Annotated in this window: 12 protein-coding genes; 8 read left to right on the top strand and 4 right to left on the bottom strand. The window is 45.5% G+C overall.

Annotated features, from left to right (window positions below):
• Positions 1-84 precede the first annotated feature (84 nt).
• Positions 85-2718: a phosphoenolpyruvate carboxylase gene (ppc, locus tag JKJ11_RS15550; protein ID WP_038222284.1), complete on the bottom strand. Its 2634-nt coding sequence runs from the start codon at positions 2716-2718 to the stop codon at positions 85-87.
• A gap of 182 nt (positions 2719-2900) precedes the next feature.
• Positions 2901-4040, bottom strand: coding sequence for an acetylornithine deacetylase (argE, locus tag JKJ11_RS15545; protein ID WP_252038473.1), 1140 nt, complete (start codon positions 4038-4040; stop codon positions 2901-2903).
• A 181-nt stretch (positions 4041-4221) separates the two neighbouring features.
• Between argE and argC the strand changes: the two genes are divergently transcribed.
• The 5 genes from argC to JKJ11_RS15520 all read left to right on the top strand — a co-directional run bounded on the left by argC (position 4222) and on the right by JKJ11_RS15520 (position 10133).
• Entirely contained in the window at positions 4222-5226 is a 1005-nt protein-coding gene (gene argC, locus JKJ11_RS15540; RefSeq protein ID WP_038230967.1) for an N-acetyl-gamma-glutamyl-phosphate reductase, read from the top strand.
• 15 nt (positions 5227-5241) lie between these two features.
• Positions 5242-6030, top strand: a complete 789-nt coding sequence (gene argB / locus JKJ11_RS15535; RefSeq protein WP_006071152.1) for an acetylglutamate kinase — start codon at positions 5242-5244, stop codon at positions 6028-6030.
• Positions 6031-6111: 81 nt separating this feature from the next.
• On the top strand, positions 6112-7329 hold the full coding sequence (locus JKJ11_RS15530) for an argininosuccinate synthase (protein ID WP_006071150.1): 1218 nt from the start codon (positions 6112-6114) through the stop codon (positions 7327-7329).
• Positions 7330-7594: 265 nt separating this feature from the next.
• A complete protein-coding gene (gene argH, locus JKJ11_RS15525; protein WP_006071145.1) occupies positions 7595-9469 on the top strand; it encodes an argininosuccinate lyase in 1875 nt (624 codons plus the stop codon).
• Positions 9470-9776: 307 nt separating this feature from the next.
• A complete protein-coding gene (locus tag JKJ11_RS15520; RefSeq protein WP_006071144.1) occupies positions 9777-10133 on the top strand; it encodes a RidA family protein in 357 nt (118 codons plus the stop codon).
• Between the two features lie 83 nt (positions 10134-10216).
• Here the strand turns inward: JKJ11_RS15520 and JKJ11_RS15515 are convergent, their stop codons facing one another.
• On the bottom strand, positions 10217-10945 hold the full coding sequence (locus JKJ11_RS15515; RefSeq protein WP_006071142.1) for a redoxin family protein: 729 nt from the start codon (positions 10943-10945) through the stop codon (positions 10217-10219).
• Positions 10946-11106: 161 nt separating this feature from the next.
• Here JKJ11_RS15515 and oxyR point away from each other — a divergent pair, with 161 nt between their 5' ends.
• Entirely contained in the window at positions 11107-11991 is an 885-nt protein-coding gene (gene oxyR / locus JKJ11_RS15510; protein ID WP_006071140.1) for a DNA-binding transcriptional regulator OxyR, read from the top strand.
• 93 nt (positions 11992-12084) lie between these two features.
• Here oxyR and JKJ11_RS15505 read toward each other — a convergent pair whose 3' ends face one another.
• Positions 12085-14736, bottom strand: a complete 2652-nt coding sequence (locus tag JKJ11_RS15505; RefSeq protein WP_252038471.1) for a penicillin-binding protein 1A — start codon at positions 14734-14736, stop codon at positions 12085-12087.
• Positions 14737-14882: 146 nt separating this feature from the next.
• On the opposite strand from JKJ11_RS15505, the gene pilM reads away from it, so the two are divergent.
• Positions 14883-15866, top strand: a complete 984-nt coding sequence (gene pilM / locus JKJ11_RS15500; protein WP_252038469.1) for a pilus assembly protein PilM — start codon at positions 14883-14885, stop codon at positions 15864-15866.
• The gene (locus tag JKJ11_RS15495; protein ID WP_006071134.1) at positions 15867-16460 is read left to right on the top strand and encodes a PilN domain-containing protein; all 594 of its coding nucleotides are present in this window, start codon (positions 15867-15869) and stop codon (positions 16458-16460) included.
• Positions 16461-16464: the final 4 nt, after the last annotated feature.

Raw genomic sequence — 16464 nt, 5'->3', positions numbered from 1 at the left:
AACAAAACTCTCAATAAGTATGCCACTAAAAATAAAAGGCCGCAATGTGCGACCTTTTGTCTTTTTTGTAAAATAATATATCGTCTAACCGGTGTTTCGCATGCCTGCTGCGATGCCAGCGATAGTTACCATGAGTGCTTCTTCTAGTTCAGCTTCAGTGTCTTCGCTTTGACGAGTGCGATACAACAGCTCAGCTTGAAGCATATTGAGTGGTTCGACATAGGTGTTACGCAAGCGAATCGATTCTTGACCCCAAGGATCACTCTGCATTAGGTGGTTATGGTTCTCTACATTAAGTACCGCTTTAATGTCTTGCTGGAGTTGAGCTCGCAGCTTATCACCCAATGGTAATAGCTCTGGTGCGGCCAAGCGTTGGTCATAATAGCGTGAGATTTCCATATTACACTTGGTGTACACCATCTCTAACATACCAAGACGAGTTGAGAAGAATGGCCATTCACGACACATTTCTTCCAGCAGAGCTTGGTGACCTTTATCAATGGAGTATTGAATCGCTTCTCCAGCCCCTAACCAAGCAGGCAGAACTAAGCGGTTTTGACTCCATGAGAAAATCCAAGGAATCGCACGTAAGCTTTCTACGCCGCCATTAGGGTTACGTTTCGCAGGTCGAGAACCTAGTGGTAGCTTGCCCAGCTCAAGTTCAGGGGTAGCTTGACGGAAGTACGGAACAAAGTCAGGTTCACCACGAACTACTTTACGATAAGCTTCGCAAGACACTTCAGAGAGCACTTCCATTAGGTCACGCCATGCCTGTTTTGGCTCTGGTGGTGGCAGAAGGTTAGCCTCTAGAATCGCACTGGCGTATAAGTTAAAGCTGTTTACTGCAATCTCTGGTAAACCAAGCTTAAAGCGGATCATCTCGCCTTGCTCAGTTACGCGTAAGCCGCCTTTCAGACTCTTAGGTGGCTGAGACAACAGTGCTGCGTGTGCAGGCGCACCACCACGACCGATGGTACCGCCACGACCATGGAAGAGTGTAATATCGATACCGGCCTGTTCGCCCACTTCGACCAAGGATTCCATAGCGCTGTACTGTGCCCAGCCCGCTGACATAACACCGGCATCTTTAGCGGAGTCTGAGTAACCAATCATTACCATTTGATGGTTTTGAATATAGCCGCGATACCAGTCGATATCGAACAGCTGCTTCATAACAGCTTCAGAATTATTAAGGTCGTCTAGCGTTTCAAAGAGCGGACACACGTCCATACGGAACTTACAACCACACTCTTGAAGAATTAGGTGTACAGCCAGTACATCGGAGGCAGTACGTGCCATAGAAATGACATAGGCTCCGAAGGCTTCGCGAGATTGTGAAGCGATAACACGGCAAGTATCCAATACTTCTTGAACGTCTTCCGATGGCTCCCAATCGCGAGGAAGCAATGGACGCTTAGAGCTCAACTCATTGATAAGGAAGGATACTTTGTCTTGCTCGCTCCACTGGTCGTAGTCGCCTAGACCTAGGTAGCGAGTAAGCTCAGAGATAACGTCTGAGTGACGAGTGCTTTCTTGACGAATATCGAGACGTACTAGGTGTACACCAAACGCTTTAACACGGCGTAGGGTATCCAGCAGTGAACCGTCGGCAACGATAGCCATACCGCTTTCACGCAGTGACTTGTAACACGCCATTAGCGGTTGCCAAAGTTGGTCGGCATCTTCGAGAATCGGTTTGTTTGGCACCTCTTGACGATTGATTTGTGCTTCAATCACTTCAAGGGTATTCATTAACAACGTACGTACTGGTTTTAGAATTGCACGGTATGGTTCGTGCTGTTCGCCAGCAAGCTCACGAACTTGGTCGTTACATTTGACCATCGAGAGCTCAGTGATCAGCTCTTGGAAATCTTTCAGGTAAAGTTCTGCTGCTTTCCAGCGAGAGAGAAGCATGACTTCACGCGTGATCTTGTGAGTCACAAATGGGTTACCGTCGCGATCGCCCCCCATCCAAGATGAGAAATGCACTGGACGCGCATCAATAGGCAGACCTTCACCAAGGAAGCCTTTCAGCTTCTCATCAAATTCACGTAAGAATTCTGGTACTGCTTCCCAAAGCGAGTTTTCAACAACCGCAAAGCCCCATTTTGCTTCATCAAGTGGCGTTGGGCGTTGCTGACGAATTACATCTGAGTGCCAGCTTTGGGCAATCAATTGTTCCAGACGACGCTCGGTTCTTTTACGTTCTTTAACCGAAAGTTCGTTTAGCTCTAATTTAGATAAGCACTCATTGATTTTCACCAGCTTGTTAATCATGGTGCGACGAGTGATTTCGGTTGGGTGAGCCGTTAGCACAAGTTCGATATTAAGATCACGAACCGCTTGAGCGCTATCGAGCTTGCTGATGTTTTCTTGGCTTAGTTTTGAAAATAATGACGAAATTGGATCCGGTTCACACACATCTGCTTCACAGCTACGTGAAATGGTGTGGTATTGATCGGCAATGTTGGTCAAATTTAGAAATTGGTTGAATGCACGAGCGACAGGTGTGAGTTGCTCATTCGGCAGGTTGGTAATCTCTTCAATTAGTAATTCACGATCGGCTTCATTGCCTGCACGCACAACGGATTTGGAAAGCTTACGAATTTTCTCTACTTTCTCGAGAATCTCGTCTCCATGCGCTTCCTTGATGGTGTTACCCAACAAGTGCCCTAGCATCCTAACATTGCTCTTCAATGGGGCATATTTTTCGTTCATAGTCGTCCTGCCTTGTAATTTAACTACATCCATTATTCCTTCTCAGCCTCACAATCTAGCTAAAAATGCTAGTGCGAGTCAAATAAAGTAAACCAAGTTTGCGTTTATCGTGTTGGCACGAAATCCGCACACTTAGTGAACTTTATTCATTGAATTGTTGAAATTTTATTACAGCTTGTAAGTTACTCGAAACAATATTGGCGTATAGATTTAGCTAAAATATTGATGGTTGGATCGATAAAATCGAAACTCAAGAACTCATCAGGTTGGTGTGCTTGGTCAATAGAGCCAGGTCCAAGCACCAAAGTAGGGCACAATTGCTGTAAGAACGGTGCTTCAGTACAGTAGTTAACCGTTTCTGACGGGATTTCGCACAGTGCCTCCATGCCATCAACAAACGGATGATGGTGATCGCACTCGTATCCGGGAATAGGTTCATGCAACGCAGTGATGGATAACCTGCCTGGCCATTTAGCTTCGACTTCTTTTAATGCATCTCGTAACAAATTATCCAGTCCATCTAAGCTAATTCCCGGTAGCGGTCTGACGTCATAATGCAGCTCACAGCAGCCACAAATGCGGTTGGCACTGTCGCCACCGTGAATATGTCCAAGGTTCAAGGTTGGGCTAGGTATCGCAAATCCAGGGTGATGGTATTCTTTGATTAAGCGATCACGCAGCTTCATCATGGCAAACAACACTTCGTGCATAATCTCAATCGCATTAACACCAAGAGCAGGATCTGACGAGTGACCGGACTTTCCTGTTACACGAATGGCGTTAGCCACATGCCCTTTATGACCGCGGATAGGCACTAAACTGGTTGGTTCGCCAATAATGCAATAATCAGGTTTGAAAGGTGCATTATCCGTAAAGTGTCGTGCGCCAAGCATTGTGGTTTCTTCATCGCACGTCGCTAAGACATAAAGAGGTTTGGTCTGTTTGCTCCAATCAATTTTCTTCACTGCCTCGTAAACGAAGGCGAAGAAGCCCTTCATATCTGCCGTTCCTAGACCATAGAAACGACCGTTGGCTTCGGTTAGCTCATGAGGGTTAAAGCTCCAACGGCCTTCATCAAAAGGTACGGTATCGCTATGGCCAGCTAAGAGTAAGCCACCTTCACCTTGGCCCTTCTTCGCAATCATATTGAATTTGTTTGGCTCTACCTCGATAACTTCAACGTCAAAGCCAAGATCCTTCATCCAAGTCGCCAGCTTTTCGATGACTTTTGCATTGCCATGGTCCCAACTCGGATCGGTGGAGCTGATCGAAGGAGTGCTAATTAGGCCTTTGTAGACCTCTAAAAAACTGGGTAATTGCATATTATCTTCGCTTCTACTGTTGACAGATTAATCTTAAGACGGTAAAACACATATTAAATCAAAATTAATGAATAAAAAATCAATTAAAGAGCTTTTTTTTATATTTATAGTCATTAATTGCCGTATTCATAAACCGATATAACAAGCCTAGTTCAACAGACTCATTAACGGATGTAGAGAAATGCTGAAAACCACCATTATTGGCGCAACAGGATACACAGGAGCGGAGCTCGCTCTTATGGTCACAAAACACCCTGAACTCACGCTATCAGGTTTATACGTGTCCGCCAATAGTGTGGATGCAGGTAAGCCGATTTCACAACTGCATGGCAAACTTGCAGGCTTAGTCGATATGTCGGTTCAACCATTAAACGACGTCAAAAAGGCGGCAAGTGAATGCGATATTGTTTTTCTTGCCACAGCGCATGAAGTCAGTCATGACTTGGCACCAGAATTTTTAGAACAAGGTTGCCAAGTGTTTGACTTATCAGGTGCTTATAGGGTTAAAGCCGACGATTTTTATACCACGTTCTACGGCTTTGAGCATCAAAATGAAAGCTGGTTGGACAAGGCGGCGTATGGCTTAGCTGAATGGAATGCGCAAGATATCGAGCAGGCTCAATTAGTTGCTGTTCCGGGATGTTATCCAACCGCTTCGCAACTGGCGATTAAGCCTTTGCTGGAAGCTGGCATTATCGATACCCAAATGTGGCCAGTGATTAACGCCACTAGTGGAGTGACAGGTGCGGGCCGCAAAGCGACCATGACCAATAGTTTTTGTGAAGTGAGCCTGCAACCATACGGGTTGTTCAATCACAGACATCAGCCAGAGATTGCCACACACTTAGGTTGTGATGTGATCTTTACGCCTCATTTAGGCAACTTTAAACGTGGCATCCTTGCAACGATTACCATGAAGCTCAATGAGGGTGTGACTGAGGAACAAGTTGAAGCTGCATTCGCGTCAGCGTATCAAGGACAGCCTGGTGTACGCGTTAAAGGTAATGTGATTCCAAGAATTCAAGATGTTGAGAACACCCCTTTCTGCGACTTAGGTTGGAAGCTACAGGGTCAACATATCATCGTTGTTTCAGCCATTGATAACTTGCTAAAAGGGGCATCGAGCCAAGCAATGCAGTGCCTGAACATTAAAAACCAGTTTGCCCAGTTAACGGCACTTATCTAGAGCGAGGAATGCGGAATGAGTAATCAAAATACACCATTAGTTATCAAATTAGGTGGTGCTGCGCTGTCTTGTTCAAAGACACTGGGGCAACTGTTTGCAGCAATCTCCGACTATCAGAAACAAGCACAACGAGAGATTGTGATTGTTCATGGTGGTGGCTACCTGGTGGATGATTTAATGAAGCAATTGAATCTTCCAACAGTAAAAAAGCAAGGGCTACGTGTTACTCCTTACGACCAAATTCCATTAATTGCTGGCGCACTGGCTGGTACGGCCAACAAGTTGCTTCAAGGTGATGCCATCAAAGCGGGTATTAATGCGGTAGGTTTGAGCCTTGCTGATGGCGGCTTGTGTGAAGTGAGCGAGTTAGATCCTGAACTAGGTGCTGTTGGTAGTGCGAAACCAGGTAACCCTGCGGTATTACAAGCTGTCCTCAAAACCGGCGCTCTGCCTATCATTAGCTCCATCGGTCTTGATAACCAAGGTCAGCTAATGAATATTAATGCGGACCAAGCGGCTGTTGCTGTAGCGGGTGCATTAGATGCGGAATTAGTCCTGCTCTCTGACGTGAGTGGAGTATTAGATGGCAAAGGTCATTTGTTGCCGAGCTTAACTCAGCAAGAGGCGGATGCCTTGATTGAAGGCAAAGTGATTACCGACGGCATGATCGTTAAAGTTCAAGCTGCTCTGGAAGCGGCGAACGATCTTGGCCGTCCAATTGAAGTCGCCACGTGGCGCTATCCGAATAAGTTAGTCGAATTGTTTGCTGGTAAAAGCATCGGCACCCAGTTCGTACCCAATTAATTTTTGTTAAAACAGTTATCTGAATAGTTGAGTAACCCGAGGCACTGACCGCCAAAATCAGGCTCGGACAAGGAGAGAAACATGAGCAAACCATCTGTAAAAAAAGTTGTTGTAGCCTATTCCGGCGGTCTGGATACGTCTGTGATCATTCCATGGCTAAAAGAAAACTATGACTGTGAAGTTGTAGCATTTGTGGCGGATGTTGGTCAGGGCGAAGAAGAGCTTATCGGCATTGAAGAAAAAGCCAAAGCATCGGGTGCATCAGAGTGTTACATCGCTGACCTTAAAGAAGAAATGGTCGCAGATTATATCTTCCCTACGTTAAAAACGGGTGCGTATTACGAAGGCAAATATCTACTAGGCACGTCAATGGCACGTCCTATCATTGCGAAGGCTCAGGTTGAAGTGGCACGTAAAGTAGGCGCGGACGCACTGTGTCATGGCTGTACAGGTAAGGGTAATGACCAAGTTCGTTTTGAAGGTGCATTTGCAGCGCTTGCCCCTGACCTAAAAGTGATAGCACCTTGGCGTGAATGGGATCTCGTTAGCCGTGAGGAGTGCTTAGATTATCTGGCAGAGCGTAACATTCCGTGTACTGCTTCTCTGACCAAGATTTACTCACGTGATGCGAACGCATGGCATATCTCTACAGAAGGTGGTGTTCTAGAAGATACTTGGAATGCGCCAAATGAAGATTGCTGGGTATGGACTGTTGACCCAGAGCAAGCGCCAAACGAGGCGGAGTATGTGACTTTAGAAGTGAAACAAGGTGAAGTCGTTGCTGTCGATGGCGAGCAAATGACGCCATACAATGCGCTAGTGTACCTAAATGAGAAAGGCGCGAAGCACGGTGTTGGTCGTATTGATATCGTTGAAAACCGTTTGGTTGGTATGAAGTCTCGTGGTTGTTATGAAACTCCGGGGGGCACTATTATGATGGAAGCGCTGCGTGCGGTTGAGCAACTTGTTTTGGATAAAACGTCGTTTGAGTTCCGTGAAGAGCTAGGCATTAAAGCGTCGCACCTTGTCTATGATGGTCGTTGGTTTACACCGCTATGTAAGTCAATTCTCGCGGCGTCAGAAGAGCTTGCTCAAGACGTTAACGGCGAAGTTGTTATCAAACTATACAAAGGTCAAGCGATTGTGACGCAAAAACGCAGTGTGAACAGCCTGTACTGCGAAGAGTTTGCTACGTTTGGTGAAGATGAAGTGTATGACCAAAGTCATGCAGAAGGCTTTATCCGCCTGTACTCACTTTCAAGCCGTATCCGTGCTCTTAACGAAGTGAAGAGAAAGTAATCTCATATCACCCTGCATGAGATCGCATGCTTCGCTATACTGATTGAAATAACGAAACCCATTTGATATCAAATGGGTTTCTTGTTTTTTGCCGCAACGTCAGTCACTAAATTGATTTATTTTGAATATTTATGTGAAATAAATGAATTTTTACTTTATTTTTAATTCAATTTGCCGTAAGTTGAACCCTAACAATAAAGAAACTGAGTTGCATCAGATTCAAGCCGAACAAAGCAGTGAAGATTGAGCAGTTAGGAGAGACACGATGGCATTATGGGGCGGAAGATTTACCCAAGCAGCAGATACGAGATTCAAAGACTTTAATGATTCATTGCGCTTTGATTACCGACTTGCTGAGCAAGACATTGTTGGTTCAATTGCTTGGTCAAAAGCGCTGGTATCGGTGGATGTATTAACTGAGGAAGAACAGCAAAAGCTTGAGTTAGCATTAAACGAACTTAAGCTTGAGGTCATGGAAAACCCTAAGCAAATCTTACGCTCTGATGCGGAAGATATTCATAGCTGGGTTGAACAACAGCTTATTGGCAAAGTCGGCGACCTCGGCAAAAAACTGCATACTGGACGTTCTCGTAATGACCAAGTAGCGACCGATCTAAAGTTATGGTGTCGTCAGCAAGGTCAACAGCTATTACTCGGTTTAGATAGACTGCAATCGCAAATGGTTGAGGTGGCGAGAGTCCATCAAGATACTGTGCTTCCTGGCTACACTCACTTGCAGCGTGCTCAACCGGTGACATTTGCACATTGGTGTTTAGCTTACGTAGAGATGTTTGAGCGTGATTATTCGCGTTTGGAAGATGCTATCAAGCGTCTGGATACATGCCCATTAGGCTCAGGAGCACTTGCTGGGACGGCTTATCCGATGGATCGTGAGCAGCTAGCTCATAACCTTGGTTTCAGAAGAGCAACACGTAATAGTCTGGATTCCGTATCAGACCGTGACCATGTTATGGAGCTGATGTCTATCGCATCTATCTCGATGTTGCACCTATCTCGTCTCGCTGAAGACATGATCTTCTACAACTCTGGTGAATCTAATTTCATTGAGCTCGCAGATACAGTGACGTCTGGCTCTTCTCTAATGCCACAGAAAAAGAACCCGGATGCGCTTGAGTTAATTCGTGGTAAAACGGGCCGTGTCTACGGTTCATTGGCTGGCATGATGATGACAGTAAAGGCGTTGCCACTTGCTTACAACAAAGATATGCAGGAAGACAAAGAAGGTCTATTCGATGCACTGGATACCTGGAACGACTGCATGGAAATGGCAGCACTGTGTTTTGATGGTATTAAGGTAAATGGTGAACGTACTCTTGAAGCGGCGAAGCAAGGTTACGCAAACTCGACCGAGCTTGCTGATTATCTGGTTGCTAAAGGTATTCCGTTCCGTGAGGCGCACCATATTGTTGGCGTTGCGGTGGTGAGTGCAATTGCTAAGGGCTGTGCTCTAGAAGAATTATCTATTGCTGAGCTGCAAGAGTTCTCTCCAGTCATTGAACAAGACGTGTATGACATTCTTACTATTGAAAGCTGTCTTGAGAAACGTAGTGCCTTAGGTGGTGTTGCGCCTCAGCAAGTGGCTTATGCAGTTGATCAGGCAGAAAAGCGTCTAAGTGCTCGTGATAACTCGGCAGTGAAAGTCCGTTCTGCAAGACTCACTGATATCGATGCGTTGGAAAGCATGGTGGCTTATTGGGCCAACCTTGGAGAGAACTTACCGCGCAGTCGTAATGAATTGGTGCGTGACATTGGCTCATTTGCGGTAGCAGAACATCATGGGGAAGTAACAGGCTGTGCATCCTTGTATGTGTATGACTCAGGACTGGCTGAAATTCGCTCACTAGGTGTCGAAGCAGGTTGGCAAGGTCAAGGGCAAGGTACTGCTATTGTGCAACACCTGGTTGAGAAAGCGCGTAAGATGGCGATTAAGAAGGTCTTTGTACTAACTCGTACGCCAGAGTTCTTTATGAAGCATGATTTCATTCCAACGTCGAAGACGCTATTGCCTGAGAAAGTTCTGAAAGACTGTGATCAGTGTCCAAGACAGCATGCTTGTGATGAGGTAGCGTTGGAAGTTAACTTAGTAGAGCAAATAATTACTAAGATGAATGTTGCCTAACTCATTGAAAAATAACTGAGTAAGAAAAAGATCGAAAAAATTTTAAAAAAAGATCATTTTTCTGGGAACAAATAAGAAAAGGCGCGGTCTATTAAAGTACCACTGCTTTTTCTTAGAAGAATCTAAGAAGGCCCCGAGTCAAGGTTGACTACGGGGCTTTTTTCTTTCTGCCGTTCGGCAAATCCTTGATTGAATTCTGTTATCGCCAAGCATGTCACAGTGTAGCCGTGTTGAACTTCTATTGAATCCGTTAGAATACGCTTTCCTGTTTCACTATAAGCCGTCCTCTGAGACTAAGAAGAGAAGAATGATTGAACGCATCCATACGAAAGAGCGCATGAGCCGCATTGTTAAGCACAACGGTACTATTTACCTATGTGGTCAGGTTTGTGCAGACGCGACGAAAGATATTACAGAGCAGACACAAACCATGCTCGATAAGGTTGAAGCGTTGCTCTTGGAAGCGGGTAGTGACAAAGAGCACATGCTGTCGGCAACTATCTACCTAAAAGACATGCAAGATTTCCAAGCAATGAACGCAGTATGGGATGCTTGGGTTCCCGCTGGTTTTGCTCCAGCTCGTGCGTGTGTGACTGGTGATATGGCGCGTGAAGCGCTGTTGGTAGAGATTTCTGTTATTGCTGCTGAAATTGAGACAAAGTAAGCCAAAAGCTACCCTAAGATGAAGCCAAAAAGCGAGCCCATATGGGACTCGCTTTTTTAGTGTCTATTTGAGTGTAAGAAGCTTTAGCCTAGATAAGCTTCTAGTTCTTCGCTACCACCAATGTGTTTACCGCCGATAAAGACTTGCGGAACTGTTGTACGGCCAGAGATAGCGCGCAGTGTTACCGTTGTTGCATCCTTACCCAGAATGACCTCTTCATATTGCAAGCCGTGGTCAATCAGGTTCTGTTTTGCTTTCATACAGAACGGACAACCAGGCTTACTGAATACTGTAATTGATTCTTGAGTTCGGTAATCAGGTGCAATGTAGCCCAACATAGTATCTGCGTCAGAGACTTTGAACGGGTCGCCCGGCTCGTTTGGTTCGATGAACATTTTTTCTACGATGCCATCTTTCACCAACATGCTGTAGCGCCATGAGCGCTTACCAAAGCCAAGATCGTTTTTCTCAACCAGCATACCCATGCCTTCAGTGAAGTCACCATTGCCATCTGGGATGAAGGTAATGTTCTCTGCTTCTTGGTCGTTCTTCCAAGCGTTCATTACAAATGTATCATTTACAGACACACAAAGAATTTCATCTACGCCATGTTCTTTGAAGACTGGGAACAGTTCATTGTAACGTGGCAAGTGGCTAGAAGAACAGGTTGGTGTGAAAGCACCCGGCAAGCTGAATACGATAACCGTTTTACCTTTAAAAAGTTCATCAGTGGTTACATTAACCCATGCGTCACCTTGACGAGTTGGAAATGTCACTTGAGGAACGGCTTGGCCTTCTTTAGATGCAAACATAATCTTGTCCTTATGGAATCTTAAATTCGATTAACTTGAAAATCTCTGTGAGCTTAGCGCTTACTGCTGTGCTTCGTTGAGACCATTATCAAAAAAATGGATTGATAGTTCTAATCGTTTATTGTTATGGTATCGATAGCTATATTCTATCGGAGTCAGCAATGAACATTCGCGATTTTGAGTACCTCGTCGCTCTAGCGGAACATAAGCACTTTCGTAAGGCTGCTGAGGCATGTTTTGTCAGTCAACCGACCTTAAGTGGTCAAATTCGTAAACTCGAAGATGAAATTGGCACGTCACTGCTCGAACGCAGCAGTCGAAGAGTGTTATTCACCGATGCGGGTTTGCAGTTGGTGGAGCAGGCTAAGCGTGTGTTAAAAGAAGTAAAAACCTTTCGTGAGATGGCGGCAGGGCAGAGTGGTGAAATGACTGGACCTATGCACATTGGTTTCATTCCCACCGTTGGACCTTATTTACTTCCTAAAATCATCCCTAAACTGAAAGATGCGTTTCCGGAGCTAGAGCTTTATTTGCATGAAGCGCAAACTCATCAGCTAGTAAGACAGTTGGAAGAAGGTAAATTGGATTGTTTAGTTCTGGCTTCGGTACCCGAAACGGCACCTTTTAAAGAAATTGAAGTATATAACGAGCCAATGAGTGTGGCTGTACCTTGTGATCATGAATGGGCTAACAAGGACCAGATCGAAATGGCAGAGTTGAATGGCCAGACCGTACTCTCATTAGGCGATGGACACTGTTTACGCGACCAAGCGTTAGGTTTCTGTTTTGCTGCTGGCGCTCGGGATGATGAGCGTTTTAAAGCGACGAGCCTTGAGACGCTACGAAATATGGTGGCAGCTGGCGCAGGTATTACTTTATTGCCAGAGCTCTCCTTACCGACTGAAAAAGTGAAAGATGGTGTTTGTTATGTGACTGCGATTAATCCAACGCCTTCTCGAAGTATTGTCCTTGCTTATCGACCAGGTTCGCCGCTTCGCGCAAGGTTTGAAAAGTTGGCTAAGGCGATTACCGAGTATTTAAGCTAACGATCAGGCTAGCTTTGAGACTGCTCTAAATAGCAACTCTCAGATATCATAAAGGGGCGTAAACGCCCCTTTTTTCTTATTTATCGTTCAAACTTAGAACAGACTATCGCCACCCGATTCATCGCTTGAATATAAGGTGTCAGTAAGGCTGTCTTGGACATACTCTTTTGGTTCGGTACCAATTTTGAAGTATTCAAACATGGTAGAACCATCGGTCTTATTGGTTAGCATTCCTGAATCACGATCAATACGAACACGAGTAATGTCATTCGGGATTTGCTTCGCTTGTTGAGGGTGACCTTCTAAAGCAACATGCATAAAGTCAACCCAAGCTGGTTGCGCAGTCTTAGCACCAGCTTCTGCGCCAGTAATTTGGTCTTTACCTAGGTTCGGGTTTGCTGTGGTACGACCTAGCTTGCGCTGGTGGTCATCAAAGCCAACCCACGCAGTGGCAACAATACCTGGACCATAACCGTTGTACCATGCATCTTTCGAGTCATTAGTCGTACCGGTTTTACCGCCGATATCACGACGCTTGAGCTTCTGAGCTCGCCAACCAGTGCCGTTCCAGCCAGTGCCTTCTCGCCAGTTACCGCCACCCCAGACGTTGCTGTAGAGCATTTCTCGAGTTAAGAACGCAGTTTGTTCCGATAGAACTTTTGGCGCATAGCGTGGTTCGTCCGAGTTCATGTCCTCCTCATTGAACTGAGCGATGTCGACTGGTGTTAGCTCTGTCGCATTTGTCGCTTCTTCAATGCTTGGTGCTGCACTGTTGTCATCATTGCTTGCACTGTTCATTTCTGGTGCTTGCATTTCTGGACAGTCTTGGTGACACACTACTTTTGGATTCGCTTCGAACTCGACCTTACCAAATGGGTCTTCAACCTTACTGATGTAATAAGGCTCTACATAGTAGCCACCATTGGCAAACACTGAGAAACCTTGTGCCATCTGGATAGGTGTCAAACTACCTGCACCTAAAGCAATCGTTTCTGAACGTGGTAGCTTCGATTTATCAAAGCCAAAACGAGTCAGGTAATCACGAGTTTCATCTAAACCAACTTCACGTAGGACGCGTACAGCCATGACGTTTTTAGATTGTGCTAGACCAATTCTTAGACGAGTAGGGCCAGTATAGGTCGGTGGTGAGTTTTTCGGGCGCCATGCGGTACCTGCACTCTTGTCCCATTTGTTGATTGGGGCATCATTGACTAGGCTTGCCAGTGTCATCCCTTTATCCAATGCAGCGGCATAGATAAATGGTTTTATACTAGAACCTACTTGCCTCACCGACTGAGTAGCACGGTTAAACTTGCTGTGAACAAAGTTAAAGCCACCAACTAAAGAAAGCACAGCACCATTTTCAGGGTTGATAGCAACGAAAGCGGTATTTGCATTCGGAACTTGGCTTAAGCGCCATGTAATCGCTACGGGTTCTGGTGTCTCACCTTCTTCGGTTTGTACTTCTTTATCTTCAGGAGCCACATCTGGCGTACCGTCTAAATCGGCAGCGCGTACCCAAATTTGCTGACCAACCGCTACGATATCTGACGCTGTTTTTGGTGCATCGCCCTGACGGTCATCGGTTCTAAACTTACGTGCCCATTTCATGTTGTCCCAATCAATGGTCTGCTCGCCGTAGCTCTTAACGTATACCGTAGCTGTTTTACCTTCGACCTTCTCAACAACGGCTGGGCGTAGCTCTCCATACGTTGGTTGGCTGCGAAGATGTTTGGCGATCTCTTCTTGACTCATTGCTGTTTGGTCTGGTTTCCAAAGTACTTTTTCAGCACCACGATAACCGTGACGTTCATCGTAGCTAAGCAAGTTTTTGATGGCTGCAATATGAGCCGCTTTTTGCAGCTTAGAGTCAATTGTTGTGGTGATGCGCATACCAGATTCATATGCTGCTTCACCATAGCGACTTACCATCCAAGCTCGGGCAATTTCTGCTACATAAGGTGCGCTGAGTTCGATCTCTGCACCATGATATTGAGAAATAATAGGTTCGGCACGAGCTTCATCAAATTGCGCTTGAGTGATGTACTTCTCTGACAACATACGAGACAGCACCACGTTGCGGCGCTGCGTTGCACGTTCGACCGAATAGATCGGGTTCATTGTTGATGGCGCTTTAGGCAAACCAGCCAGCACAGCAATTTCACTTAGCGTTAGATCTTTAAGGTCGCGTCCAAAATAAGCTTGTGCTGCTGCACCAAAGCCGTATGAGCGATAACCTAGGAAGATTTTATTGACGTACAACTCCATGATCTCTTGCTTGCTTAGCAATTGCTCAATGTGTACCGCAATAAAGATCTCTTTAATTTTACGCATGACCTTCTTCTCGTTAGATAAGAAGAAGTTACGAGCTAACTGTTGGGTAATGGTACTCGCACCTTGAGACGCGCTACCAGAAGCAATGACGGCTACTGCAGCACGTGTAATACCAATTGGGTCAAAACCATAGTGGTCGTAGTAGCGACTGTCTTCCGTCGCAATCAGCGCATCGATAAGCTCTTGAGGGATCTCATCGTAAGATATTGGAATACGACGCTTTTCGCCAAACTGTGCGATCAACTTCCCATCTTGGCTAAACACCTGCATTGGAGTTTGTAGCTGTACATCTTTTAACGTTGCAACGTCGGGTAACTCAGGTTTTACGTAGTAGTAAAACCCGAAGATGGTACCGACTCCAAGCAGCATGCAAATCAATGCAAAAACCAACAGTCTCTTTATGAACTTCACCGGAGATTCCCTGATTAATTAAGGTTATGGGTAGGCAATTACTTGTACTCTAGACCAAAAATTTACCTATTAGGGTTAATTAACGCTTATTTGAGCGTCGATCTCAACCTTTTCACGTTGTTAATGCATTCGTTGAGGTTATTTAAATGGCAAGAAAATGGATTACAGGTATCGATATCGGTCATCACAGTACGAAAGCAGTCGTGCTGGCGTATGAAGGTTTTGACATCAAAATTGTAAACCAACTAGAGCTTAATGGTTGCGCCGCCATTTTCGCTGATCCCTATACGCTCAAACATCAAGAAACTGTTAAGAAACTTAAAATTCTCCGAAAGATCGTGCCCATTTTCCGTAAACAGGCAGCCATAGCGATTCCAGAAAGTACCGTGGTGAGCAAAGTGATTAACCTGGACGCTAGACTTGTTAATGATGAACTTGAGTACGCCGTTCACCAAGCAATGAGCTATCAAACGCCGTATGATTCAGAGGCTTTAGCGATTGACTATGTCGCTGTGCCACCCCAAAACGAGCCACATCCCAATCAAGAGACTGCAGCCTATCAAGTTCATGTAGCGCGTCACAATATCATTGATAATCGGATTCAAGTAGTGAAAGCACTTGGTTTTAAACCACAACTGATTAGCACTAATATTCATGCGTTGCGCAGTGTTCAGAAGTTAGTGTTGACGACCTACCCACAGTTCAGTAATTGGGTGTTACTAGATGTAGGACAGAAAAATGTGTCATTACTGCCGCCGCTTCAACTGCCTTTAGAGCTGCACAAAGCTTGGAGCATAACGTGCGATCAAGACGCTCATCTCGCTATTCAAGCGCCTTATAACTCCGCTATTTCAACGCAGTTTGGGACCGTGCTGCATAAAGTGAGTGCGCAATTACAATTATTCCGTTCCATGCTTGAAGGACATCAAGTTGGAGGGCTGTTCCTTACCGGTGGTCATGTTCAAGACAGCGATGTGGTGGACTTGATTACCACCCGCACCAATATGAGCGTTGAGTGCATCAGTGACTATCTCACCTCGCTGAGTGATAACCAATATAAATTAGGCAGTACTTATGCTACTGCGTTGGGCATCGCGCTTAACGCGATTCACTGGACTCAGGAGCACTAAATGTCAGTGATTAATTTACTGCCTTGGCGTGAGCAGCAGCGTCGTCATCACCGACAGCGCTTTGTAATATTGATCATCACTGCTGTATTAGGTGGCTACTTTATTTCTACATTGGCGCTGCACCATTTCGAGTCGGAGGTGGCGATTCAGAATCAGCGTGTTGTCTATCTTCAAAAGGCTATCACTGAGCAAAGGCTGCGGATGAATCAGCTATCGGATGTAACCACTCAATACGAAAATCTTCTGCAGCGTCTAGAGTTGGTGCAAACACTGCAAGCGGAGCGGGGAAAAACAACAGCAGTAATGAATCTGATTCCAGCCCTGATTCCTCAAGGTGTGTACATCGATAAGATTCGTATGCGAGGACAGCGCTTTAAATTGTTTGGTATCAGTGAAAATACAGCGCTGCTGGCCGAAATGTTGGAACGATTTGAACAGGAACCCACCGTTAGTTATGTCGAAATTCACTCTATTGTTCATGGGCGTCAGCGGTTTGATAAAAGCTACCAAGCATTTGAACTCTCGTTTCAAGTATCTCTGAGTACTTTGTTGCCGCCAGCACTAAAGATATTTCAGTCGAAAGAAGTGGGGTAACGAC

The organism is Vibrio sp. SCSIO 43133, assembly GCF_023716845.1.
Taxonomy (GTDB): domain Bacteria; phylum Pseudomonadota; class Gammaproteobacteria; order Enterobacterales; family Vibrionaceae; genus Vibrio; species Vibrio mediterranei.
This window is presented reverse-complemented; position numbering and strand designations above follow the sequence as displayed.

What these genes read in the sequence shown, in the direction of transcription:
- argB (WP_006071152.1), top strand. Translation starts at nt 5,242, where the DNA reads ATGAGTAATCAAAATACACCATTAGTTATCAAATTAGGTGGTGCTGCG.
- JKJ11_RS15495 (WP_006071134.1), top strand. Translation starts at nt 15,867, where the DNA reads ATGTCAGTGATTAATTTACTGCCTTGGCGTGAGCAGCAGCGTCGTCAT.
- oxyR (WP_006071140.1), top strand. Translation starts at nt 11,107, where the DNA reads ATGAACATTCGCGATTTTGAGTACCTCGTCGCTCTAGCGGAACATAAG.
- argH (WP_006071145.1), top strand. Translation starts at nt 7,595, where the DNA reads ATGGCATTATGGGGCGGAAGATTTACCCAAGCAGCAGATACGAGATTC.
- JKJ11_RS15515 (WP_006071142.1), bottom strand. Translation starts at nt 10,945, where the DNA reads ATGTTTGCATCTAAAGAAGGCCAAGCCGTTCCTCAAGTGACATTTCCA.
- JKJ11_RS15530 (WP_006071150.1), top strand. Translation starts at nt 6,112, where the DNA reads ATGAGCAAACCATCTGTAAAAAAAGTTGTTGTAGCCTATTCCGGCGGT.
- argC (WP_038230967.1), top strand. Translation starts at nt 4,222, where the DNA reads ATGCTGAAAACCACCATTATTGGCGCAACAGGATACACAGGAGCGGAG.
- pilM (WP_252038469.1), top strand. Translation starts at nt 14,883, where the DNA reads ATGGCAAGAAAATGGATTACAGGTATCGATATCGGTCATCACAGTACG.
- JKJ11_RS15520 (WP_006071144.1), top strand. Translation starts at nt 9,777, where the DNA reads ATGATTGAACGCATCCATACGAAAGAGCGCATGAGCCGCATTGTTAAG.
- ppc (WP_038222284.1), bottom strand. Translation starts at nt 2,718, where the DNA reads ATGAACGAAAAATATGCCCCATTGAAGAGCAATGTTAGGATGCTAGGG.
- argE (WP_252038473.1), bottom strand. Translation starts at nt 4,040, where the DNA reads ATGCAATTACCCAGTTTTTTAGAGGTCTACAAAGGCCTAATTAGCACT.